Genomic DNA, 22,200 nt, shown 5'->3' with positions numbered 1-22,200 from the left:
ATTTTATTTTCCCTTGGGGCCGTGCCGCTTGTCGGCACGGCCTTTTTCAGGCCAAACGGGATGAAAGGGCCGGGGTTCCTGTATTCAGGACAAAAAAATCTTGCATGCCGCTTTCCGGTTGATTAAAGTCCAAACGTGACAGTCCCCCATCGTTATTCATATAACGGAGAGGCATGCAGCAGCCTGGAGGAAATGCTGAACCAATACCGTATGGCCGCCCATGACTCCCGTATTTCCCTGCTCAACGGGGAGGGCGCCTATATGGAAGCTTCTCTGGCGGGAAGCGGGCTGCATTGCTGCGGGGTGGGAATAGAGACCCAGAATTACATTTGCCCCCGCGAGATGACCTTTGAGGAACTGTCTGAGGAATTCCGCCTTTTTGATTCCGGAGCGGACTATTCATTCGTGATGCAGGAATGGATCATGCTGCATGATTCTTCCTCCCTGCTGCCTGCCTTCATCAAATGGGTTGCCATCGCGGCCGTGCTGGATATTGTCCTCATTCTGATATTCTTCGGCTTGCCGGAAAACCATGTTCTTCACTATTCCCATATTCTGGATACGTTCTCGCGCCTCCTGTTCTGGTAGGGCGGTGTAAACGCATTTTCCCGATACGGGCAAAGGGGCCGGGGCGTTTTTTCTCCCGGCGGGACCTTCACGGAGCGAACACCTTGAGCTTCCCGGCGCGCGTGATTTGCACGGGGGCGTTTCCCGCGTAATCTCCATCCAGTTCACAAGCCGCGTGGCCGATGGCGGCAACATGCCCTCCCGTCATCCGGACATATTCAAAACCGCCGTATCGCAGGGAATGAAACCCTCCGTGAACGGTCGCCAGCAGGCTCTCCCTGAGGATGGAAGAAGCGGCATGCTTGAAAACCACGGCATCCAGAAGGCCGTCCTCATTGCTTGCCTCCGCAAACAGCTTCATGGGGCCTCCGTACCTGCGGCCGTTGCCGAAGATGATGGAGCGCCCCTCCAGCACCCTGCCGTCATCCGTCGTCAGGGTCAGGAGCGGCTGCCGTTCCGTGAAAGCCCTGGCTCCTGCGATTACGTAAGCGAAGGCCTTCCACTTCTTCTTCATCTCCCATGTCGTCAGCTCCACGGAACGTCCGTCCGCCCCGATGCCCGCCATTTGAAGAAAAGGCTGGCCGTTGAAGGCAAACAAATCGACCTCCCTGGTCCGGCCCGTTTTCAGCACGTGCAGGGCGTGGTCGAAATTCTGTCGGAATCCCATTTCACGGGAAAAAACGTTGGCCGTTCCCGCAGGGAAAAGGGCCAGGGCCGTATCCGTATTGCAGAGGGCGCGGGCCGCCAGCCTCAGCGTGCCGTCGCCGCCCGCCACGGCTACGGCGGGCGCCCCGGAACGCGCCTGGGCAGCCAGGCGGTTCAGCATGTCCTCGCTGCTTTCCGGCTCCATGACGTCGAAAACGGAGCCATATCTCTCCAGCCACCGGCGGAAGCGTCCCGCCCTGGCGCTGCGCGCCGTGTTGTTGAAGAACAGGGGAATCTTCATCGGAGACTTGCGGAAAGATTCAGAATCTGCACCGGAGCCTCCGTATGCGTGATAGCTTCCCTGCGCACGGTCCCGTCAGGAAGGAGGAATTCCAGCATGCCCCGGCTCACTTTCTCCGGCAGCGTAATTTCCAGAAACTTCCGCATGTCGTCGGACGGACCGGGTGTGACGCCTTCCGCCAGAACTTCTCCTTCTTCCGTTTTGAGGGAGACATGGAGGGGCAGTCTCCGGCGCTTGCCTCCCTCATCCTCCGTGATGTCCAGCATCAGCTTGCTGCCGGGAACGTATTCCGGCTGGGAAGCCGCCCAGGAGGAAGCCAGCTTCATGTAGCGTTTGGTGATGTTGACGGCAGGGACAATCCGGCTTTCAGGGGGAAACTCCAGCGCGTTCCTTTTCCTGTCGTAGCGGGCCTCCCAGACCAGGGGGAAAAACATTCCTTCCGCCTTCTTCTTCCAGGATGTGGCGTAAATGGCGTTCTCCGGCTTCCGGGGGTCCAGCATGCTGATGGCGGACATGACCCAGGGCGTATTGAAGTCCTTTTCATTGTATTCCAGCATCCGCCATTCTCCGTCGCACCAGGCTTCCACCCAGTTGTGGTTGCCCCGGACGTGGTTCCAGGTGACCACGCCCGCCATGCGGGCCGGAATGCCGATGGAGCGCAGGGCGCAAATGAGCAAAATGCTCTGCCCGGTGCAGGAAACCTTGCCAGACTCCAGAGACTCCTTCACACCCTGGTGGGGAACTCTCCTCTCCGTGGAATATTTGACATTCAGCGTTTTCTGGATGCAGGCGGCTACAGTGAGGGCGGCTTCCCGCCCCGTCTTGCAGGAGGAGACGAGCGGAGCGAAAAGGTTGCGGAACTGCTCCCTCCATTCGTCGCGCGGTTCGTTGACCACGGCGTAAGGCAGCACGTCGTTCTCATAAACTTCCCAGGGAACCTTGCCCGCCCAAGGGAAGCGGCTGCGGACGTCCAGGGCCAGCCTGACCTCTCTCTTCAGCCGCTCTTCCGTAATCACCGGCTTGTCCTGTTCCGGCATGTAGGCGCGTAAAAACTCCATGCCCTGGGTGACGGAATCATGAGCGGAGCAAAGGGCGGCAGTCACGCCCAGCAGAAAGACATGCGGCAGCGGATTCATGAACGTCGCCATTCATAGCTGAATTCCGGCGGGGAGACAAGCCTTCTCTTGGGTAAGAAGGGCGTTGAAATGGGCGAACAGGTGGGTATCTTCCGGAGGGGTGGGCGGGAAGGGGGTATCGTTATCCAGAATCTCCTCGCAGATGTGCATGAAATCGCGCGAGGTTTTGGCCCGTTTCATGTGGTGGTCAAACTCTTCCGGGAGGCCCCGGGCGGTATAGACCAGATACTTTTTCATCCGGTGGATGTGTTTTTCCTCCACGTAATGGTCCTGCATTTCCAGCGTGCGTTCGTACAGGCTGCGGATGTAGCGGAGGAGGTTCCGGTACGTGGGGGCGGTTGCGGCTTCTCCCCGGAAGTGGGAGCGCAGCTGGGAAAAAATCCACGGATTGCGCAGGGCGGCCCTGCCAGCCATCAGGCCGGCCGGAGCCGCCAGCCTCACCCACGCCTCCGCCGTCTGCGTGTCCACGATGTTCCCGTTGGCAATGACCGGGCATTTCAGAGTTTCCGCCGCCCATTTGACCCACTCCGGATGCACGGGGGAGCGGTAGCCCTCCCGCACGGTGCGGGCATGAATGCATACCCGGTCCGGTGCGTGTCGGGCGATGACGGGGAGAATGCGTTCAAACTCGTCCGGGGTCTCGTAGCCCAGGCGGCATTTGACGGAAAAGGCTCCGGCGGGCAGGGAATCCCGGAGCGCTCCCAGGGCGGAATCCATGGCCCGGAGGGAGCGCAGCATGCCGCCTCCGGCACCCCTCCTGCACACGATGGGGGCGGGGCAGCCCATGTTCAGGTCCACCCCGGCGCAGGCGTGGTTCATCAGGTTCAGGGCATCCCGGACCAGGTACTCCGGCTCCTGGCCCACCAGCTGGCCGTAAATGGGGCGCCCGGTCGGGTTTTCGTCTATGGAGCGCATGATGTACGGATCCATCTTTTTGTGATGGGCCACCGTTCTGAAATACTCCGTAATGAAATAATCCGGCAGGGAATTCAAGTCGTTCAACGTCTTGATAAAAGCCAGGTCCGTAACGTCTTTCATCGGGGCTAGGGCCAGCAGCATGGGCTTGTGCATACCGTGAAAAGCCCGGCTTGGCAAGCTGTGATTGTCTTGACGAAAGAAGGAAAGTGTGGAAGCTGTGAGCATGAATCAGGACTCAACCCGCAAAGCCAGAGTGAACGTGAGACGCGCCGAGGTGATGGAACTGGTGGAGAAGGAAATCCAGCAGCATTACCAGAGCGAACTGATTTCCCACATCCGCGCCGCGGGCAATGTGTACAACCTGGGCCATACGGAATTCTTCCTGGCCAGGGAATTCGGATTCTGCAACGGCGTCCGCCGCGCCATCGACATCGCCTATGCGGCGCGCAAGGTTTTCCCGGACCGGCAGATCTACCTGATCGGCGACATCATCCACAACCCGGAGGTAAACCGCCAGCTGGAGGGGAAGGGCATTAAAAAACTTCCCTGGAAGCATCTGGACGCCTCCTATGATCAAATTGTCGCGGACGACGTGGTGATCGTTCCCGCCTTCGGCGTTCCCACCTCCTTCATGGACGCGCTGGAGGAAAAGGGAGTCCAGATCGTGGATACGACCTGCGGGGACGTCATGAAAGTGTGGAAAAGGGTGAAAAACTACGCCTCCATGGGCATCACCTCCATCATTCACGGCAAAGCCACCCATGAGGAAACCAGCGCGACGGCTTCCCGCGCCCTGGGTGAAAAGGGCAGGGGAAAATACCTGGTGGTTTATGACCTGGAGGATGCCGCCGCCGTGTGCGACTACATCCTCGGCAAAGGCAGCCGGGAGGCCTTCATGAAACGGTTTGAAGGCTGCTGTTCCCCCGGATTTGACCCGGACCGCGATCTGGAGGAAGTGGGCATCGCCAACCAGACGACCATGCTCAAGACGGAAACCCAGACGCTCCAGAAAATGATCAGGGACGCCATCGTCCAGCGCGACGGTGACGACGACAACTTCTATGTGTTCGATACCATTTGCGGCGCTACCCAGGACCGTCAGGACGCGCTGTACGATCTCTTGAAAAACCCCCTGGACGTGATGTTTGTGGTGGGCGGCTACAACAGCTCCAATACCACGCATCTGGTAGACATCGCCAGGAAACACGTCCCCACCTACTTCATTGAATCCGCTGAAAGTATCAAATCCATCCAGTATGTGGACGCCTTTGATACGGAAACGCGGGAAGTCCGGAGAATGACCACGGAACCCGTAGTGCAGAATCTGGGCAAATCCCTGAAAGTGGGCATTACGGCGGGAGCCTCGTGTCCGGCCAACCTGATTGAGGCGACTATCCTGCGCATTGCGGACCTCCGCAAATAAAAACGGCCTGCCGTCCCTGCATGGAGAGATGAAAAAGGAGCCTGCCCCGGAAAGGGAGGCTCCTGAAAAAACTGCTGACGCGGAATGGAGCCCGGAAGGAAGGCCGGGCGGCGAAAGTCCTACTTTTCCAGATCTTCCGGCGTGACGGAACGCTGCTCGCGGGAGGCGAGCAGCACGGCCTGTTCCACAACGTAATCCGGATTGGCGTCAAAGCGGTACGCGTTGCAGTTGGGGCATGCCGCAGTGGTTTCGGACACGATGGAGCCGCAGGCTTCGCAGACCTTGAAATCCGCGGGGCGGTCGATGATCAGTTTGGCTTTATCCAGGCGGGATTGCTGCATGGGAGTCATAATAAAAACAAGCCGCTCAGTTGAACAGAGCGGCTTGCCATAAGATCGACAGAAAACCGAAGTGAAGACTTAGGCGATTTTTGCGATGGCCTTGGCGGCCTTGCTCTTGTAGTTGGCGGCGCGGTTGGCGGGGATGGTGCCTACCTTGGCGGCCTTGTCAACTGCGGAGGAAAACGTGTTGTAAGCGGCGGCGGCGGCTTCCTTGTCAGCCGTTTCAACAGCGGTGGAAATCTTCTTGCGGAGAGTTTTCAGCTTGGAAGTCGTGGCGCGGTTGCGGGCGGTGCGGGTTGCGGTCTGACGGATGCGCTTGAGTGCGGATTTGGTATTGGCCATGTTCGAAAAAAGGTTCGGTTTTCGTTTCGAGGTGGCAGAAACATTAGAATAACAGGATAAAATGTCAAGCTCCGGATGTATTTTTTAAGCCATTCCGGCCGCATGCGGTCAGACTGCGGGCTTTACCGGAAAACGGAGGTGTGGCATCATAAGCGCCGTCATGAACAAGCGCGTGGATTTGCCTGAGAAAAAATATGAAGGATATATTTTTGACCTGGACGGCACTCTTGTGGACAGCATGCCCCTCCACTACAAGGCATGGCGCAAGGCCCTGGCCCGCGCAGGCGCTCCCGAATCCGTCTTCCGGGAGGATGAATTCTACTCCTGCGGCGGAAAATCCGCCAATGACGTGGTGTACTTCCTGAATGAACGCTACGGGCTGGTGATGGATGCGGAATCCACCGCGGCGGACAAGCGCCGCATCTATCTGGAAATGCTGGAGGAGGAAGGCATGCAGCCCATCGGGGAAGTGCTGGAATTCGTGCACTCCCTGGGGGATGCCCCCAAGGCCATTGCCACGGGCAGCGCCATTCCCGGCGCGCGCCGCACCCTGGCCGCCGCCGGGCTGACGGGACTGTTCGACGTGATTTTAACCCCTGAGGACGTGGAACACGGCAAACCGGCTCCGGACATGTTCCTGCTGGCCGCGGAACGGCTGGGGGCCGCCCCCTCCCGTTGCGTGGTGTTTGAAGACGCCGTTCCGGGCATTGCCGCGGCTGCCGCCGCAGGCATGGACTGCGTGCGGGTGCGCAGGCCGTCCCTCTCCTGATATTGTCCGCCGCGCCTGTGCTGCGGCGTCTTTTCCCGGCGTATTCCCGCAGGCGGCGCGCCTCTGACTTTTCGATGAAAAGGCTTCACATTGCGCGCGGAATGCGCTAGAACCTCTTTTCCTACGCAACAAATAAAATATTATTTGCACATGAGTACAAACGACAAAACATCATCCGCCCCGACGAAAACCCGCATGACAGGAGCCGAAGTGCTCGTGGAATGCCTCGTGCGTGAAGGTGTAGACGTCGTCTTTGCCTATCCCGGCGGCGCCAGCATGCCGATTCACCAGGCCCTGAGCCATCAGCCCAAAATCCGGACCATCCTCCCCCGCCACGAACAGGGCGGAGCGTTTGGAGCGGAAGGCTACGGCCGTGTTACGGGCAAGGTGGGCGTCTGTATCTCCACTTCCGGCCCCGGCGCCACCAACATGATCACCTCCATTGCGGACGCCTATCTGGACTCCACGCCCCTGGTGGCCATCACCGCGCAGGTCATGCGCTCCCTGATCGGCCGCGGAGCCTTCCAGGAAACGGACGTGTTCGGCATGACCGCCCCCATCGTGAAGCACAGTTACCTGGTCACGGAACCGGAAGAACTGCCCCGCATCATGAAGGAAGCCTTTTACATCGCTTCCACGGGCCGTCCCGGCCCTGTGGTGATTGACATGCCCAAGGACGTGCAGGAAGCCGTCTTCACTCCGGACTTCGACATGGAAATGGACCTCCCCGGCTACAACCCGGTGCTGCCCGTTCCCGCGGAAGAGCTGGAAGCCCTCATCCCCCTTATTGAAAACGCCAGCCGTCCCGTCATCTATGCCGGCGGCGGCATCATCACCGCGGAAGCCTCCGCGGACCTGCTGGAATTCGCGGAACGCACCCAGATTCCCGTGGCCACCACCCTGATGGGCATCGGGGCCATGCCGGAAACTCACCCGCTCTCCCTCCGCTGGCTGGGCATGCACGGAGCCGTGTTTGCCAACAATGCCGTGAATGAAGCGGACCTGGTCATCGCCCTGGCCGCACGCTTTGACGACCGCGTGACGGGAGCCGTCAGCATGTTCTGTCCGGACTCCACTATCGTCCACATTGACATTGACGCGTGCGAGATCAACAAAAACAAAAAAGTCGCCCATCCCATCCGCGCCAATGTGAAGGACGCCCTCGGCGTTCTCAACGCGGCCCTGGCAGGGAAGGGGTGGGAACGCAAATCCTCCGGCTTCACCCGTACGCCGGAATGGTTCAAGACGATCGAAGGCTGGAAGGAACAGTACCCCTTCTCCTATGAAGACCGCAAGGGCTACATCGCTCCGCAGTCCGTGATTGAGGAACTCTACCGCCAGACGGCGGACAAGGACCCCATCATCTGCACCGGCGTGGGCCAGCACCAGATGTTCGCCGCCCAGTTCTTCAAATTTGACAAGCCCCGCCGCCTGGCTACGTCCGGCGGCCTGGGCACCATGGGCTACGGCCTCCCCGCCGCCATGGGCGCCTGCCTGGCCTATCCGGACAAGCTGGTGGTCAACATAGACGGAGACGGCTCCATGCTCATGAACATTCAGGAGCTGGCGACCATCCACGTGGAGCGCATGCCCGTCAAATGCATCATCCTGAACAACCAGCATCTGGGCATGGTGGTGCAGTGGGAAGATCTGAAGTACGACTCCAACCGCGCGCAGACCTTCCTGGCGGACCCGCACGACGACTACGACCCCACCCACAAGACGGAAGAGATCATCTACCCGAATTATCCGCTCATCTGCGCCGGGTTCGGCGTCAAATGCGAGCGTGTGCTCCGCATTGAGGAACTTCCCGCAGCAATCACCCGCATGATTGAATCCCCGGAGGCATACGTTCTGGACGTGATGGTTCCCCATGACGTGCATGTTCTGCCGATGATTCTGGGCGGCATGAGCTACAAGGACGTGATCCTGGAACGCATCGCCGGAGACGGCACTGCCAAAAAGGCGTCCGAACTCGGCAAGGAAATCCCGACGGCCCTGTAAGGTCCGTGGATATCGCTGCTGAGCTTTCATCCTCCATGGGGCCGTCTTTCAGGACGGCCCCTTTTTCATCCCGGTGCGGCCGCAACTTTTATTCCAATGCGCGGATAATGGAGCATGCCTCCCCATTTTTTTGAAAATAAAAAACGGGATTTTGTTCCCAGCTATTCCATGGCTTCTCCGCGAACCCATGGATGAAATTTCTCTCCGACTGATAGAAACCGGAATTGGGGAAGTAGTAATGAAAACGGGATGAAAGAATATTATTTGGCTGCAGGATTATTCCTGTGCATGGGAATGTTCTCATGTGCGCTAAAAGCTGCGGAGCATGAGAAGAAGATGGATTCTTCTGGTTCCGCAACGGAGGAAGCGCTCGTTGTCTGGAAGGATTATTCCATGGGCCGTATTTTGTTTAATGACAAAGCTCCTCAAAGTGAAGGATCACGCATTTATCACCAGTTGATTCCGGATGCAGAAGCTTATATCCGCCGGCAGGCCTGTGACGTGCTCCATACCTTGTATCATGGTCCTTCAGACCATATCACTCCTGTTCACCATTTGTATTATACGCTGAAGGATACTGATGGCATCTCTGCCAAAAGTGGAGACAATGGAGAAATATCCATTTTCTACAGCACGCGGCATATTGAGAAATCATTTAAAAACAATGATAAGTCAAAAGTGTACTTTGAAACCCGCGGTATTTTGCTCCATGAGCTAACCCATGCCTATCAACTGAAACCGCAGGGAATAGGCTCCTATGAAAAGAACAGGGTCTTTTGGGCATTTATCGAAGGCATGGCTGACGCCGTGCGCATAGCCAACGGAGGCTTCCACGGTGAGGCTGACCGCCCCAAAGGGGGCAATTATATGGATGGCTACCGCTATGCGGGGTATTTTTTTGTGTGGTTGCGCGACAATAAAGATCCTGAATTTCTCCGCAAATTCAACCGGAGCACGCTTGAAGTCATCCCCTGGTCATTTGATGGCGCCATCAAGTATGTGCTGGGTGAACAATATGACGTGGATAAACTGTGGAATGAGTACCAGGCTGCCGTGGGGGATAAGAAATCGTGTGATTAATCTGTGTTACGGGGAGCGGGGGCGTGACGTCTTCATTTACTGCTGCCCGGCATTTTCTTCACTACGTTTTTGTTTTGTTGTTGAACGTTGATTTTTAAATATTTGTGTTAATTCTGGAAATGAAGTGAAATTTGTTTTCCTGCGGCATGGGATATTTTTCCGCGTTCACAGTTTGTGATGGATGAGGCCGGAGCAATCCAATATAAAGATAAGATGCACATAGACTGGTTGAATGATTTTTTGGAATGGGCGCCTATTCTGCTGATGGTGTTGGTAGCGGTCGTTTTTCTGGTGGCGCTGAAATGGAGGAGCGGCAGGCTGAAGAAGTTTATGGATGAGTGGAAACGTAAGATTGTCCGGCAGGCGGAAGCCGGAAATCCCTCCGCCCAGTTCCGTCTGGGGCGCATTTACCAGGAGGGGGACGGCGTGGAGAAGGATCCGGACCGGGCGGAGGAGTGGTTTCACAGGGCGTTGCCCGGGTTGAAGCAGAAGGCGGATGCGGGGGATGCGGATGCCGCCTTTGACCTGTATGATTGTTTTCATGAAGGCCTGGGTGTGGAGAAGAGCGATACGCAGGCCCTGAACTGGCTGCAGCTTGCAGCGGAGCAGGGCAAGCCGGAGGCCATGTTTGACCTGTCCCTGGAATACCGGGAAGGTGGCCTGGTGGAGAAGAATGAGGATTTGTTCATGCACTGGCTGCGTAAGGCTGCGGAGGCGGACGAGAGGGACGCCCAGTACCTGCTGGCCGCCTGTTATGAACACGGCAATGGAGTTCCTCAGGATTTGAATCTTGCACGGGAATGGTACGACCGCGCGGCGGAAGGAAAGGATTCCGGTACGGAGGAGAATCCGGAGCGCGCGCAGGGGAAATAGGAAGCGGCGTGCCTCTTTCGGCTGGACAAATAAGCGAGCGGACGACACTCTAGGCGTTTCATGGAGGGCATACGCTATTACAACCGCTACACGGGCAGGGAAGAACGGGAACAGGTGCTGGGGGAGAAGTACCTGCAATGGATTTACGGCACTTCTACGGGCCGGGCGGCTCTGCACGCTCTGATCAAGCGCGGCGTGTTTTCCGCCCTGATGGGGTGGTGGAAGAACCGGCCTTCCAGCGCCAAAGGCATTCCTGCCTTTGTGGAGGAGTACGGCATCAACATGGAGGAGTCCCTCAAGGGGCTGGGAGAGTTCAAGCATTTCAACGATTTTTTCTACCGCCGCCTGAAGCCCGGAGCGCGTCCGCTGTCCGGCGGGGAGGAGACGGCTGTTTTTCCGGCGGACGCCCGCCACATGGGCTGGGAGCGTGCGGACCGGATCAGCGGCGTTTTTGTGAAAGGCCAGCGTTTTGATCTTCCCGCGCTGCTTGGGGATGCCTCCCTGGCGGAGCGGTATGCGGAAGGCGCCGTTGTTCTTTCCCGCCTGTGCCCTACGGATTATCACCGCTTCCATTTTCCCGTTTCCGGAATTCCCGGCAGGTGGAGGAGAATGGGCGGCCCTCTGGCCAGCGTGTCTCCGTATTGCCTGAGCCGGAGCCTGTCATGGTTGTGGACGAATAAGCGGAATCTGACGCTCGTCCAGTCGGAGTCCTGGGGCCAGGTGGCCATGCTGGAAGTGGGCGCCACCGGGGTGGGTCTTATTGAAGAGACTTATGTTCCGGAAGAGTTTGCCGCCAGGGGGGCGGAAAAGGGATATTTTGCGTTTGGCGGCTCCACGGTGATGTGCTTTTTTGAACCGGGTAGAATCAGACTGGCTTCCGATCTGCTGGAAAAAACAGGAGAAGGTATGGAGATGTTTGCTCGTCAGGGCGATATGATGGGTAAGTCTGTTTAATGGCAGATATCCTGAGAAAGGGAGTGAAACGGCATTCCCGGATTCCTAATCCGTATATTTACTTTACCGTTTGCCGCCCGTGTAACTTCAAGAAGATCATGGACAAAGAGAGATGGTAAAAAAAGACCAGACCCAAATTAGAGTGATCATTTTCAATGTTTTATAAAAAACAAGGCATTCATCGTTAACAATTCACGTTGTTAACGGATTAGGAATCCGTTATTTTCTTCTTGTTGCGGTATTTTTCCGTATTTAACCCCCCCTATAGATAAAGGTTATGAAATGTTTATGCATTCTCGGCATACTGGCGTCCCTGGCAACGGCACAGGCCGCCACCATTCTGAGCACGACGACCAAGGATGATCCTTCCACCCTGACTTCCGGGGGATATGGCGCCTATTACGGTTTTTCCTTTGATCTGGACCATATGCTTGTTTCCTCCGGGTCCGGCATTGCCCAGAATTCAACGGTGTACCTCCAGTCCCTGGATATCGCCAAGGCCACCAACAGGACGGATGCCAATAACGGCTTGTACGTTACGATTTTTTCCTCCGCCACCACGAAGAACGGCACTACGTTTGTAGGCCAGTCCACCACGACGATCGACATGGCAGGGGAGGGCGCGGGGGATGGAGCCGCTTCATGGCAGAATGCCTCTTTCGATAATCTTGAGCTCAATAGCGGAGTGACTTATTACGTGGCTTTCACCACGGTGCAGATTACGGACGACACCGTCTGGGATGGTGTGAATTTTGTCACTGCCCGGCTGAGGATTGGGAAGGAAGCCGACGGAGTGGCCATTGGAGATGTTTATACGAACGCAGGGTTTACAAGCATCCAGTCGGGAGACTGGGCACCGTCCTTCAAGGCGGAAGTGACCGTGGCGCCCGTTCCGGAACCAGCAACCGCTTCTCTGGGGATGCTGGGGCTGGCGGCTCTGCTGATGCGCAGGCGCAGAGCCTGACGGCTGTTCGCAGCTTGTTTTGCCAAGTCCGGCATTCCTCGTGGAGGGATGCCGTTTTTTATTAATAGACCGTCACGAAAGGGGAGAGAGGAAAAATGAGGGGGAAGGAAGGAAACGTGCCGGGTTCTCCGGCAGTTATTTCATTTCCGCAATAGCCTGGGCCATATCCGCGGCCTTGAAGGTGGAGGATCCCGCCACCAGAACGTCCGCTCCCGCCAGCGCGCACTGGTCGGCATTGTTTTTGCCGATGCCGCCGTCCATCTGGATCAGGAAGGAGGAGCGGTGTTCCGTTCTCCATTCCGCGGCTTTCACCACCTTGTCCAGAACGGAGGGCATGAAGGACTGGCCGCCGAATCCGGGCACTACGGACATGACCAGCAGCAGGTCTATTTCTCTCAGGAACGGAAGCACGGCTTCAAAGGGCGTGGCCGGGTTGACGGCCAGCCCGTTTTTCACACCCGCCTTGCGGATGCGCCTGAGGGTGTCGCGGATGTAGTATTCATCCCCCAGTTCCACATGAAAGCAGATGAGGTTGACGCCCGCTTTGACGAAACGGTCAAAATAGTGGTCCGGCCGTTCGATCATCAGGTGGGCGTCCAGAAAGCGGTCCGGTCCCACCGCCTTTCTGACGGCGGCGCAGATTTCCGGACCAAAGGAGATGTTGTCCACAAAGTGGCCGTCCATGATGTCCAGGTGCAGCCAGTCGGCTCCTGCTTTAAACGCGCGCCGCGCTTCTTCCCCTATTCTGGTGAAGTCGGCGGCCAGCAGTGACGGGGCGATCATGGTCATGGTCGGGGAGTCCTTTCCTGTAAAGGTCAGTTGGCTACGATGTTGACGAGGCGCCCTGGCACGACGATGACTTTCCTCACCGTCACGCCGTCCAGGAAGACTTTTACCTTGGAAGATGCCAGGGCCAGCTTTTCCAGTTCCTCCCGGGAGATGTCCCTGGGCACTTCCAGTTTGTCCCGCAGCTTGCCGTTGACCTGGATGACCATCGGCACCGTGTTTTCCACCAGCAGGGCTTCGTCGCAGGCGGGCCAGTTTTTCTGGCAGAGCTGCGTTTCCGGCAGGGCGGGGAAACCTTCCTGCAGGCGTGCATGGATTTCTTCCGTGATATGCGGGGCAAAGGGGTTGAGCAGCGTCAGGAACGCCACGTAGTCCTGCACGTCTACCCCGTCTGCGGAAGTCATGGCGTTGGTGCATTCCATCATTTTGGCGATGGCGGTGTTGAAGGACATGCTTTCAATGTCGTCCGTCACCTTTTTGATTGTCTTGTGCAGTTCCTTGCGGACGGGCAGCACGGAGGCTTCCGGCGCTCCGGAGACGAGCTTGGGATTGATTTCCCATTCCCCTTCCTGATTTTCCTGGAAGGCCACGCGCCAGACGCGGGCCAGGAAGCGGGAGATGCCTTCCACACCCTTGGTGGCCCAGGGTTTTACGTCTTTCAGCGGGCCCATGAACATTTCATACAGGCGCAGGGCGTCCGCTCCGTATTCGCGCACGATGTCGTCCGGGTTGACGACGTTGCCGCGGGACTTGGACATTTTCTGCCCGTCTTCGCCCAGGATCAGGCCCTGGTTGACGAGTTTCTGGAACGGCTCGTTGGTGCTGAGGTAGCCCAGGTCAAAGAGGACCTTGTGCCAGAAGCGGGCGTAAAGCAGGTGGAGCACGGCGTGTTCCGTGCCGCCCACGTACAGGTCCACGCCGCCGGGCGTGCCTGCGGAGCCCATCCAGTATTGTTCCGCTTCGCGGCTGACAAAGCGTTCGTTGTTTTTCGGGTCCAGATAACGCAGGTAGTACCAGCAGGAGCCGGCCCACTGGGGCATGGTGTTGGTTTCCCGGTGCGCCGTGGGCGTGTAGGCGATCCATTCCGTGGCCTTGACCAGCGGTCCGCGGGGGTCTCCCGTGGGGGCGAAGTCGTCCAGGGCGGGCTGGAGCAGGGGGAGTTCGTTTTCCGGAATGGCGCGGTGGCGGCCGTCCTCCCAGACGATGGGGAAGGGTTCCCCCCAGTAGCGCTGGCGGGAGAAGAGCCAGTCGCGCAGCTTGTAGTTCACCTTGCGGCGTCCCTTTCCGCGCTCTTCCAGCCACAGGATCATTTTTTCCTTGGCCTCCGGCGTGGGCAGCCCGGTCAGGAAGCCGGAGTTCACGCTGGTGCCCTCATATCCGCAGTAGCCGCGCCAGTCGGTATCTTCGGCGGGTGGCTGCACCACCTGGAGGACCGGAAGGCCGAATACTCCGGCAAATTCAAAGTCGCGTTCGTCGTGGGCGGGAACGGCCATGATGGCTCCGGTTCCGTAGCCCATCAGCACATAGTCCGCAATCCAGACGGGAATCTGCTCTCCGTTGACCGGGTTCACGGCATGCGCGCCGGTGAAAACGCCCGTTTTTTCCTTGGAAAGGTCCGTGCGTTCCAGATCGCTCTTGGAGGCGCACTGGGCGCGGTACTGCTCCACGGCTTCTTTCCGTTCCGGCGTGGTGACGGCGTCCACCAGCGGGTGTTCCGGGGAAAGGACCATGTAGGTGGCGCCGAAGAGGGTGTCCGGCCTCGTGGTGTAAACGGTGATGGTTTCCCCGCCCAGCTCAAAGTCCACTTCCGCCCCTTCCGACTTGCCTATCCAGTTGCGCTGGAGCAGCTTGATGGATTCCGGCCAGTCCAGGGGCTCCAGTTCGTCAATCAGGCGTTCGGCATAGTCCGTGATGCGCAGCATCCACTGGCGCAGCGGGCGGCGTTCCACGTGGTGGCCCTTGGCTTTCCATTCCTCCACTTCCTCATTGGCAAGCACGGTGCCCAGGTCCGGGGACCAGTTTACGGCCACTTCCGCTACGTAGGCCAGGCGTCGCTGGTCGATTTCCTCGCGGGTGAGGCCCTGGGCCTCCAGTTCGGAGACGGGGCGCGCCTTTTTCAGTTCCCTGTTGTAGTAGGAGTTGTAAAGACGGAGAAAGATCCACTGGGTCCAGCGCACGTATTCGTGGTCCGTCGTGGCGATTTCCCGGTCCCAGTCATAGGAAAAGCCCAGCATCTTGAGCTGGCGGCGGAAGTTGTCAATGTTCCGGAAGGTGGTGATGGCCGGATGCTGCCCGGTCTTGATGGCGTATTGCTCCGCAGGAAGGCCGAAGGAATCCCAGCCCATGGGGTGAAGCACGTTGAAGCCGTTCATGCGCTTGAAGCGCGCCACAATGTCCGTGGCGGTGTACCCTTCCGGATGGCCCACATGGAGGCCCGCGCCGCTGGGGTAGGGGAACATGTCCAGCACGTAGCACTTGGGCCGGGAAGCGTCAAATCCCTCGTCTCCGGGGTTGCCTGTCTTGAAGGTCTTCCGTTCGTCCCAGATCTGCTGCCATTTGGGCTCAAAGACGTCAAAAGGATATGGTTTCTTGCGCTCGGACATGATGCGGAGAAATGTATACTCCGGTCGGGGGGCGATCAAGCCTAAACCCCGGCGGCGTCAGGCGTTTCCGGACCTTTCAGGTGGATGAATCCCTTTTTTCGGAAAAAAAGAAAGATCAGGGACGCATGAGGCGTATTTTGACATTGAAAGGTTTTTCCTGACGTTATTAACTAGAAAACCATGAAGTTCACAGCCTGCCTCCTCTCCGCCGCCTGCGGCGCCGTCTCCCTGCTTGCGGGGGCGTCCGCCCAGGATTCCTCCCGTGCCGTTTCCGGAAAAAAGCCCAATATCATCGTCTTCCTGGTGGATGACATGGGGTGGCAGGATACGTCCCTGCCGTTCTGGACGGATGAAAAGGGCCAGCCGATCAAAACATTCCTGAACAAGCGCTACCGGACGCCGAACATGGAGAAGCTGGCCGCCCAGGGCATGACGTTTACGGATGCCTATGCACACCCCCTCTGCACGCCGTCGCGCGTGAGCCTGATGTCCGGCATGAATCCGAGCCGCCACCGGGTGACCAACTGGGTCAGGCAGCAAAACCAGACGACAGACCAGAATAACAAGAACCTCCAGCCTCCGGACTGGGCCCTCAACGGCCTTCAGCCGGTCGGAACTCCCGCCAAGGGAGTGACGAAGCGCCCCATTTCCGGGGAGGACATGCACTACAACATGACCCGCCCCTTCGCCACGGCGGCCACGCTGCCCCAGTTGCTGAAAAAGTGCGGCTACGTGACCGTGCACTGCGGAAAGGCCCATTTCGGTACGCAGGGAACGCCGGGCTCCAACCCGCTGAACATGGGGTTTGACTACAATATCGCCGGCACGGAAATCGGGCATCCGGCGGATTACCGCGGCGCCAAGCATTACGGAACGGGCTTCAACCATGTGCGCGGGCTGGATGAAAATAATTATTACCAGGACGACGTGTTCCTGACGGAGGCGCTGACCCAGGAGGCCATCAAGAGGCTGGACGCCATCAGGAACAATCCCAGGGAAGCGGGCAAGCCCTTTTACCTGTACCTGGCCCAGTATGCCCTTCATTCCCCGCTGGATGAACGCGCCTATGACAAGAGGTTTGCGGATGCCTACAAGGATCCGCATGACGGCCACGCATGGTCCCAGAAGGAAAAACATTACTCCGGCCTGATCGAAGGGATGGACAAGAGCCTGGGGGATGTTATGAAGTACCTGAAGGACAACAACCTGGATAAAAATACGGTGCTGGTGTTCATGTCTGACAACGGGGGGCTGGCCCTCTCCGGAAGGCTTGGCAATGTGGATTCCAATTATCCGCTTGCCTTCGGCAAGGGAGGCTGCATGGAGGGCGGCATCCGCGAGCCGATGATCGTTTCCTGGCCGGGTGTCACCAGGGGAGGTTCCCGGTGCTCCGTGCCGGTCATCATTGACGATTTTCTGCCGACTCTGCTGGATATGGCGGGGTGCAGGAATTTGAAAACGCCGCAGAAGCTGGACGGCCTCAGTCTGGTGCCCCTGCTGAAAGGCGCGCAGTTCCCCGCCGACCGGCCCCTTCTGTTCCACCAGCCCAACAACTGGGGGGAAGGCAGCAACTCCGCGCGGCAGTACGGCGCTTCCACCGCACTGCGCCGTGGAGACTGGAAGTTGATTTACCGCCATGCGGACCAGAGTTTTGAATTGTACAATCTGAGGAAGGATATCAGCGAAAAGAACAACCTGGCTTCCACGGAACCTAAGAAAGTGAAGGAAATGGCTTCCATGATGGGCAAGCTGCTCCGGGAGAGGAAGGCCCTGATGCCCACTTACAAGAAAGGGAATTCCCTGGGAGTGGCCGAGGGCACCCCGGTGCCGTGGCCTGACCATGTGAAGTAGTCCAGGCATGGAGGTTTCTCCGGCGTTGTTGCGCGGAGAGTGCCATATCCGCTTTAGACGCTAGGCGGCATGTTTTCCGGTCTCCGGCAGCGGAGTCGGAGGACATGCCGTTGTTCATGCGGATGAAGCGGTAGTTTTCCCGGGTTGCTGTGCTTCCGCTTCCGTATTTCCTGTGTGGAAGTGCAGTGTTCCGCCGCTGTCCTCGCAAGCTGTTTTTCTTGCGCAGCTCCATGGTTCCGTGGAGCCGTGGAGATTTTCTGCCCAGAGTAGAACAGGTTTCCCTCTGGTTTCCACTGCCGGTTTCTCTTCGGTGTTTCGTCTCCGTGCGGTGTTTTTATCCCCGTCCGGAGGATAGGAAACAGCCCCGCTCCGGAAAACCGGGCGGGGCTGTTGATGCAAAGTGCCTGTTCAGGGATGATTTCCCGGCGGGACGGCTGTCTTAAAAGTCGTCGGCGGGAGCGTCCGCAGCGGGGGCGTCTCCTTCGGCGGCATTGTCCGCAGCCGGAGTATCCGTGGCGGTAGTATCTTCCGTGTCGGTTGCCGTGGCGTCGTCGGCGGGCGTTTCAGCCGCGTTGTCGGCATCTTCCACATCCGTATTGACATCGGCATTAGCGGCCGGCGGAGCGGCGGCAGGTTTGCCGGCAGGAGCTGCCGGGGCGGCTTCCTTGGGCGGAACGACTACTTTGACGGCGGGAGGCGCCGGGATGGGGGTGGTCAGGCCGTCAGCCTTGCGGGTGCTGACGCGCAGTCCGTCGGCATAGGCCAGGTTCTTCAGGATGGCGTAGCCCAGGGCCGGAGCCTTGTCCGTGGTGTTGACCAGCATGTTGAAGTGGTTGTTGACGGAAATCTTGCGCGCGTCCTTGCCGTTGCGGAAGGGAATGATGCCTGCGAGGTTGCCGTCGTTGTCCATGCAGATGACCCAGAAGGAACGGTCCACCTGGACGAAGTACTGCGGCCGGATATAGTCGGCCTTTTTCCATTCCGCTCCCTTGATGTATTCCGTCATGGCCCGGCGCGCGTTGGCCGGCATGCCGCCCCAGTCCGCATATACTCTGCTGGTCAGCGTTTCGCGGCCGTTGTACCCGTGCACGGATACGTTCTGCGCGGTGGCGAACTGGCGGGCGTAGCTCTCGGGAGAGGTAGGTTGGCAAGAGCTGGTGAAGAGCGCTGTCCCTGCGGTCAGGATGCAGGCTGCTGCTGTGGTGAAGGGATGAATGTTAGTCATGGCAATCGCAATGGTTGTGTTATAAAAGAGGAAAATCCACCCCATTTCAAGGAAAAGAATGCGGGTTGTGCCGTTTTATGGCGTTTTTTTACGGTTCCGCTTGCTGGAGAAACGGGGCGCCGGGGCCGGAAGTCTTTGGTATATCTTAAATTGGAGGTATGATGGGAAATTACTAAAATTTTTCTCGCAAATAGTTGCAGATCGCTTAGGTTGTCGTTGCTTCATGTCCGCCTTTATCGTCAGCCAGCCAGCATTGGAACGCAACGCCCGCATCCTCAGGGAAGTAGCGGATGCCGCGGGGTGCCGGGTCGTGCTGGCTCTGAAGGGTTTTTCCACCTGGCCCTGTTTTGAGGGCCTGCGCCCCCTGCTGGACGGCTGCTGCGCGTCCGGACTGTGGGAGGCCCTTCTGGCCCGGCGCAGGTTCGGCAAGCATGTGCTGACTTATTCCCCCGCGTACGCCCCGGAGGAGATTGCGGAACTGGCGGAGATTTCCGACCACCTTGATTTCAACAGCCTGACCCAGTGGAACCGCTTCCGGGAGGAGGTGACGGCGCGTCCCCGCTTCCTGTCCGGGGAACTGAAGTGCGGCCTGCGCATCAATCCCAAATTTTCCACGGGCCATACGCCCCTTTACGATCCCTGCGCGCCCGGCTCCCGTCTGGGTGTGACGCCGGAGTTGATGCGGGGCGCGGACCTGTCCGGAATTTCCGGGCTTCACTTCCATACCCTGTGCGAGCAGAGCGCGGAGGACCTGGCGGATACGTTGGAAGCCGTGGAACAGTATTTCGGCTCCATCCTGTCCCGGCCGGAGATCACCTGGCTGAACATGGGCGGCGGCCACTGGATCACCAAGCCCGGCTACAACCGGGAACTGCTGGCGGACCTGGTGCGCGGCATCCGCTCCCGCTACGGCGTGGACGTATGGCTGGAGCCGGGGGAGGCGGTCGCCATCCATTCCGGCGTGCTGCGCTGCCGGGTGCTGGACGTTTTTTCCTCCGATGGGGTGGAACACGCCATTCTGGACGTTTCCGCGTCCGCCCACATGCCGGACACGCTGGAAATGCCCTACAGGCCGGATGTGTTCCAGATTTTGAAAAACCCCTCCCTGCGGTCCGGGCAGCAGCCCGCCGTCGTGATGGAAGGGGAAAGCTATGCCGTGGCCGGGGAGCCGGGTGAAGGGCCCTTCGCCTACCGCCTGGGGGCGCCGACGTGCCTGGCCGGGGACCGCCTGGGGGATTATTCCTTTGCGGAGCCCCTTTCTCCGGGAGACGAGCTTGTGTTTGACGACATGGCCCATTACACGATGGTGAAGACCACCTTTTTCAACGGCGTGCGCCATCCGGACATAGCCGTGCAGAAGCACGACGGCTCCGTGGAGACGGTGCGCCGTTTTTCCTACGAGGATTTTGAAGCCCGCCTGGGCTGAAACATTTGACCAGACCTATTGACATGGCAGCAGCTAAAGAAGGCATTAAACAGAAAGTCCGGGGGTGGAGCCATCATGATTCCGCGGATTTGTACGGCATCAACGACTGGGGTAACGGCTATTTCCGGATCAGCAAGAAAGGGGAGGTGACCGTCCGCCTGAATGATGAAGACGGCGGCAAGAAGGACATCAGCCTGTGCGACCTGCTGGAAGGGCTGAACGAGCGCGGCACGACCGTTCCCGTCCTGTTCCGCTTCCGCGACCTGCTGCGCAGCCGCATTGCGGAACTGAACGAAAGTTTCCGCAAGGCGATCAAGGAGGCGGATTACCAGGGCCATTACCAGGGCGTTTACCCCATCAAGGTGAACCAGCAGCGCCAGGTGGTGGAGGAGATCGCGGAATACGGCACCAAGTACGACTATGGGCTGGAGGCCGGCTCCAAGCCGGAACTGATTGCGGCCATGGCGCACATGCATAACCCGAACGCCTACCTGATCTGCAACGGGTACAAGGACGACGAGTTCATCGACCTGGCCCTGACGGCCCAGAAGATGGGGCTGAATATTTTCATCGTGCTGGAGATGCCTTCAGAACTGGATGCCATCTTCGCCCGCGCCAAAAAGATGGACATCCGCCCCAATCTGGGCCTCCGCGTGAAGTTGGCGGCCAAGGGATCCGGCCTGTGGCATGAATCCGCCGGGGACAAATCCGTCTTCGGCCTGAACGCGGCCCAGGTGCTGGACGTGGTGGACAAGCTCAAGCAAATGGAGGCCCTGGACTGCCTGAAACTGCTCCATTACCACCAGGGTTCCCAGATTCCGAATATTTCCGTGGTGCGCGAGGGGCTGACGGAAGCCGCCCGTATTTACGTGGACCTGGTCAGGGAAGGGGCTCCGCTGGGCACGCTGGACATGGGCGGCGGCCTGGCCGTGGATTACGACGGCTCCAAGACCAACTTCCATTCCTCCTGCAACTATTCCATTGCGGAGTTTGCCCGCGACGTGGTGGAAGTGGTGGGGGACATGTGCACCAAATACGAGGTTCCGCACCCCACGCTAGTGACGGAATCCGGCCGCGCGGTGGTGGCCTATTATTCCGTGCTGGTGTTCAACGTGCTGGACGTAACCAGCGCCCCGGGGGAGGAACCGCCCCCGGAACTGCCGGAAAACGCGCCCGAACTGCTCAAGGCCTTTGCGGACACGGACAGGACCCTGGCCCGGAAAAACATGCAGGAATGCTACAATGACGCCTGTTATTACCGGGACCAGCTCCGGGCCCAGTTCTTTTACGGAAACGCCACCCTGCGGGAACGCGGGCTGGGAGAGGCGTATTACTGGCACATCCTCAGCCGCATTTCCCGGATGCTGGCGGAGATGGAAACCATTCCGGAAGACCTCCGGGAGCTTTCCTGCTCCATGGTGGACTTCTATTACGGCAATTTTTCCCTGTTCCAGTCCCTGCCGGATTCCTGGGCCATCCGCCAGCTTTTCCCGGTCATGCCTCTTCACCGCCTGAACGAGCGGCCCACGAACAAGGCCGTGCTGGCGGACATCACGTGCGACTGCGACGGGAAGATCGACCATTTCATCGACCGCGAAGACGTAGCCACGGCCCTTCCCCTGCACGCCATCAAGCCCGGCGAGGAAGACTACTACATCGGCGTGTTCCTGGTGGGAGCCTATCAGGAGACCCTGGGGGACCTGCACAACCTGCTGGGGGACACGAACGTCGTCGGCGTGCACCTGGAAGGCGGCCGCCCCGTGTACACGCATGAGGTGGAGGGAGATACGGTGGCGGACGTGCTTTCCTACGTGGAATATGACCCCAAGGAACTCGTCAACAAGTTCCGCATTTTTGCGGAACAGGCCGTAGCTTCCGGAAAAATCACGCCGTCCGAACGCCGCCGCGCCCTGGAAGTATTCCGTTCCGGGCTGAATGGCTATACCTATTACGAACTGTAGGGAAAAGCCCCGCTCCGGCGCGGCGTACTCT

19 protein-coding genes are annotated in these 22,200 nt (G+C 58.7%); 11 read left to right on the top strand and 8 right to left on the bottom strand.

Features of this window, described 5'->3' with window-relative positions; genetic code table 11:
* Positions 1–210: 210 nt before the first annotated feature.
* Complete coding sequence (locus tag HMPREF3039_RS09285; protein WP_067982448.1) at positions 211–588, top strand: hypothetical protein; 378 nt, start codon at positions 211–213, stop codon at positions 586–588.
* Between the two features lie 67 nt (positions 589–655).
* On the opposite strand, the gene HMPREF3039_RS09280 is transcribed toward HMPREF3039_RS09285, so the two are convergent.
* Genes HMPREF3039_RS09280 through HMPREF3039_RS09270 form a run of 3 tightly spaced genes read right to left on the bottom strand, consistent with a single transcriptional unit; the run spans position 656 to position 3,720 of the window.
* Positions 656–1,513: a diacylglycerol/lipid kinase family protein gene (locus HMPREF3039_RS09280; RefSeq protein WP_067952092.1), complete on the bottom strand. Its 858-nt coding sequence runs from the start codon at positions 1,511–1,513 to the stop codon at positions 656–658.
* Positions 1,510–2,649, bottom strand: a complete 1,140-nt coding sequence (locus HMPREF3039_RS09275) for a transglutaminase-like domain-containing protein (protein ID WP_167506781.1) — start codon at positions 2,647–2,649, stop codon at positions 1,510–1,512. The genes HMPREF3039_RS09280 and HMPREF3039_RS09275 overlap by 4 nt, the downstream gene beginning before the upstream one ends.
* Positions 2,650–2,661: 12 nt before the next feature.
* The gene (locus HMPREF3039_RS09270) at positions 2,662–3,720 is read right to left on the bottom strand and encodes a tRNA dihydrouridine synthase (RefSeq protein WP_067570034.1); all 1,059 of its coding nucleotides are present in this window, start codon (positions 3,718–3,720) and stop codon (positions 2,662–2,664) included.
* Positions 3,721–3,790: 70 nt separating this feature from the next.
* On the opposite strand from HMPREF3039_RS09270, the gene HMPREF3039_RS09265 reads away from it, so the two are divergent.
* On the top strand, positions 3,791–4,990 hold the full coding sequence (locus HMPREF3039_RS09265) for a 4-hydroxy-3-methylbut-2-enyl diphosphate reductase (protein ID WP_067570032.1): 1,200 nt from the start codon (positions 3,791–3,793) through the stop codon (positions 4,988–4,990).
* Positions 4,991–5,109: 119 nt separating this feature from the next.
* Here HMPREF3039_RS09265 and HMPREF3039_RS09260 read toward each other — a convergent pair whose 3' ends face one another.
* The gene (locus HMPREF3039_RS09260) at positions 5,110–5,340 is read right to left on the bottom strand and encodes a hypothetical protein (RefSeq protein WP_067570030.1); all 231 of its coding nucleotides are present in this window, start codon (positions 5,338–5,340) and stop codon (positions 5,110–5,112) included.
* Positions 5,341–5,409: 69 nt separating this feature from the next.
* Entirely contained in the window at positions 5,410–5,673 is a 264-nt protein-coding gene (rpsT, locus tag HMPREF3039_RS09255; protein ID WP_067570028.1) for a 30S ribosomal protein S20, read from the bottom strand.
* A 160-nt stretch (positions 5,674–5,833) separates the two neighbouring features.
* On the opposite strand from rpsT, the gene HMPREF3039_RS09250 reads away from it, so the two are divergent.
* The 6 genes from HMPREF3039_RS09250 (at position 5,834) to HMPREF3039_RS09225 (ending at position 12,317) form a co-directional block, all read left to right on the top strand.
* Positions 5,834–6,442 carry an HAD family hydrolase gene (locus tag HMPREF3039_RS09250; RefSeq protein ID WP_067570026.1) on the top strand — a complete coding sequence of 203 codons (609 nt, stop codon included), beginning with the start codon at positions 5,834–5,836 and terminating at the stop codon, positions 6,440–6,442.
* 150 nt (positions 6,443–6,592) lie between these two features.
* Positions 6,593–8,446: a biosynthetic-type acetolactate synthase large subunit gene (gene ilvB / locus HMPREF3039_RS09245; RefSeq protein WP_067570024.1), complete on the top strand. Its 1,854-nt coding sequence runs from the start codon at positions 6,593–6,595 to the stop codon at positions 8,444–8,446.
* 249 nt (positions 8,447–8,695) lie between these two features.
* Positions 8,696–9,526, top strand: a complete 831-nt coding sequence (locus tag HMPREF3039_RS09240; protein WP_067570022.1) for a basic secretory protein-like protein — start codon at positions 8,696–8,698, stop codon at positions 9,524–9,526.
* A 213-nt stretch (positions 9,527–9,739) separates the two neighbouring features.
* Entirely contained in the window at positions 9,740–10,399 is a 660-nt protein-coding gene (locus tag HMPREF3039_RS09235) for a tetratricopeptide repeat protein (protein ID WP_167506783.1), read from the top strand.
* A 60-nt stretch (positions 10,400–10,459) separates the two neighbouring features.
* A complete protein-coding gene (locus tag HMPREF3039_RS09230) occupies positions 10,460–11,353 on the top strand; it encodes a phosphatidylserine decarboxylase (protein WP_067570018.1) in 894 nt (297 codons plus the stop codon).
* Between the two features lie 277 nt (positions 11,354–11,630).
* Entirely contained in the window at positions 11,631–12,317 is a 687-nt protein-coding gene (locus HMPREF3039_RS09225; RefSeq protein WP_067570016.1) for a PEP-CTERM sorting domain-containing protein, read from the top strand.
* 135 nt (positions 12,318–12,452) lie between these two features.
* Here HMPREF3039_RS09225 and rpe read toward each other — a convergent pair whose 3' ends face one another.
* Positions 12,453–13,106, bottom strand: coding sequence for a ribulose-phosphate 3-epimerase (gene rpe / locus HMPREF3039_RS09220; protein ID WP_067570014.1), 654 nt, complete (start codon positions 13,104–13,106; stop codon positions 12,453–12,455).
* Positions 13,107–13,132: 26 nt separating this feature from the next.
* Positions 13,133–15,706, bottom strand: a complete 2,574-nt coding sequence (gene leuS, locus HMPREF3039_RS09215; RefSeq protein ID WP_067570012.1) for a leucine--tRNA ligase — start codon at positions 15,704–15,706, stop codon at positions 13,133–13,135.
* Between the two features lie 180 nt (positions 15,707–15,886).
* Between leuS and HMPREF3039_RS09210 the strand changes: the two genes are divergently transcribed.
* Complete coding sequence (locus tag HMPREF3039_RS09210; protein ID WP_067952090.1) at positions 15,887–17,557, top strand: sulfatase; 1,671 nt, start codon at positions 15,887–15,889, stop codon at positions 17,555–17,557.
* Positions 17,558–17,996: 439 nt separating this feature from the next.
* Here HMPREF3039_RS09210 and HMPREF3039_RS09205 read toward each other — a convergent pair whose 3' ends face one another.
* Complete coding sequence (locus HMPREF3039_RS09205) at positions 17,997–18,782, bottom strand: hypothetical protein (RefSeq protein WP_156473613.1); 786 nt, start codon at positions 18,780–18,782, stop codon at positions 17,997–17,999.
* Positions 18,783–19,005: 223 nt separating this feature from the next.
* Here HMPREF3039_RS09205 and nspC point away from each other — a divergent pair, with 223 nt between their 5' ends.
* Together nspC and speA are read left to right on the top strand one after the other, a co-directional pair.
* On the top strand, positions 19,006–20,208 hold the full coding sequence (nspC, locus tag HMPREF3039_RS09200) for a carboxynorspermidine decarboxylase (RefSeq protein WP_067570008.1): 1,203 nt from the start codon (positions 19,006–19,008) through the stop codon (positions 20,206–20,208).
* A 23-nt stretch (positions 20,209–20,231) separates the two neighbouring features.
* The gene (gene speA / locus HMPREF3039_RS09195; RefSeq protein ID WP_067570006.1) at positions 20,232–22,169 is read left to right on the top strand and encodes a biosynthetic arginine decarboxylase; all 1,938 of its coding nucleotides are present in this window, start codon (positions 20,232–20,234) and stop codon (positions 22,167–22,169) included.
* Positions 22,170–22,200: the final 31 nt, after the last annotated feature.

It is taken from the genome of Akkermansia sp. KLE1798 (assembly GCF_001580195.1).
Lineage (GTDB): Bacteria > Verrucomicrobiota > Verrucomicrobiia > Verrucomicrobiales > Akkermansiaceae > Akkermansia > Akkermansia biwaensis.
This window is presented reverse-complemented; position numbering and strand designations above follow the sequence as displayed.

Bases quoted from the DNA above. Each gene is read 5' to 3' on its own strand.
- HMPREF3039_RS09230 (WP_067570018.1), top strand. From the start codon at position 10,460: ATGGAGGGCATACGCTATTACAACCGCTACACGGGCAGGGAAGAACGG.
- HMPREF3039_RS09210 (WP_067952090.1), top strand. From the start codon at position 15,887: ATGAAGTTCACAGCCTGCCTCCTCTCCGCCGCCTGCGGCGCCGTCTCC.
- rpe (WP_067570014.1), bottom strand. From the start codon at position 13,106: ATGACCATGATCGCCCCGTCACTGCTGGCCGCCGACTTCACCAGAATA.
- speA (WP_067570006.1), top strand. From the start codon at position 20,232: ATGGCAGCAGCTAAAGAAGGCATTAAACAGAAAGTCCGGGGGTGGAGC.
- HMPREF3039_RS09250 (WP_067570026.1), top strand. From the start codon at position 5,834: ATGAACAAGCGCGTGGATTTGCCTGAGAAAAAATATGAAGGATATATT.
- HMPREF3039_RS09240 (WP_067570022.1), top strand. From the start codon at position 8,696: ATGAAAGAATATTATTTGGCTGCAGGATTATTCCTGTGCATGGGAATG.
- leuS (WP_067570012.1), bottom strand. From the start codon at position 15,706: ATGTCCGAGCGCAAGAAACCATATCCTTTTGACGTCTTTGAGCCCAAA.
- HMPREF3039_RS09275 (WP_167506781.1), bottom strand. From the start codon at position 2,649: ATGAATCCGCTGCCGCATGTCTTTCTGCTGGGCGTGACTGCCGCCCTT.
- HMPREF3039_RS09280 (WP_067952092.1), bottom strand. From the start codon at position 1,513: ATGAAGATTCCCCTGTTCTTCAACAACACGGCGCGCAGCGCCAGGGCG.
- HMPREF3039_RS09235 (WP_167506783.1), top strand. From the start codon at position 9,740: ATGCACATAGACTGGTTGAATGATTTTTTGGAATGGGCGCCTATTCTG.
- HMPREF3039_RS09285 (WP_067982448.1), top strand. From the start codon at position 211: ATGGCCGCCCATGACTCCCGTATTTCCCTGCTCAACGGGGAGGGCGCC.
- ilvB (WP_067570024.1), top strand. From the start codon at position 6,593: ATGAGTACAAACGACAAAACATCATCCGCCCCGACGAAAACCCGCATG.
- HMPREF3039_RS09205 (WP_156473613.1), bottom strand. From the start codon at position 18,782: ATGACTAACATTCATCCCTTCACCACAGCAGCAGCCTGCATCCTGACC.
- HMPREF3039_RS09260 (WP_067570030.1), bottom strand. From the start codon at position 5,340: ATGACTCCCATGCAGCAATCCCGCCTGGATAAAGCCAAACTGATCATC.
- HMPREF3039_RS09270 (WP_067570034.1), bottom strand. From the start codon at position 3,720: ATGCACAAGCCCATGCTGCTGGCCCTAGCCCCGATGAAAGACGTTACG.
- rpsT (WP_067570028.1), bottom strand. From the start codon at position 5,673: ATGGCCAATACCAAATCCGCACTCAAGCGCATCCGTCAGACCGCAACC.
- nspC (WP_067570008.1), top strand. From the start codon at position 19,006: ATGTCCGCCTTTATCGTCAGCCAGCCAGCATTGGAACGCAACGCCCGC.
- HMPREF3039_RS09225 (WP_067570016.1), top strand. From the start codon at position 11,631: ATGAAATGTTTATGCATTCTCGGCATACTGGCGTCCCTGGCAACGGCA.
- HMPREF3039_RS09265 (WP_067570032.1), top strand. From the start codon at position 3,791: ATGAATCAGGACTCAACCCGCAAAGCCAGAGTGAACGTGAGACGCGCC.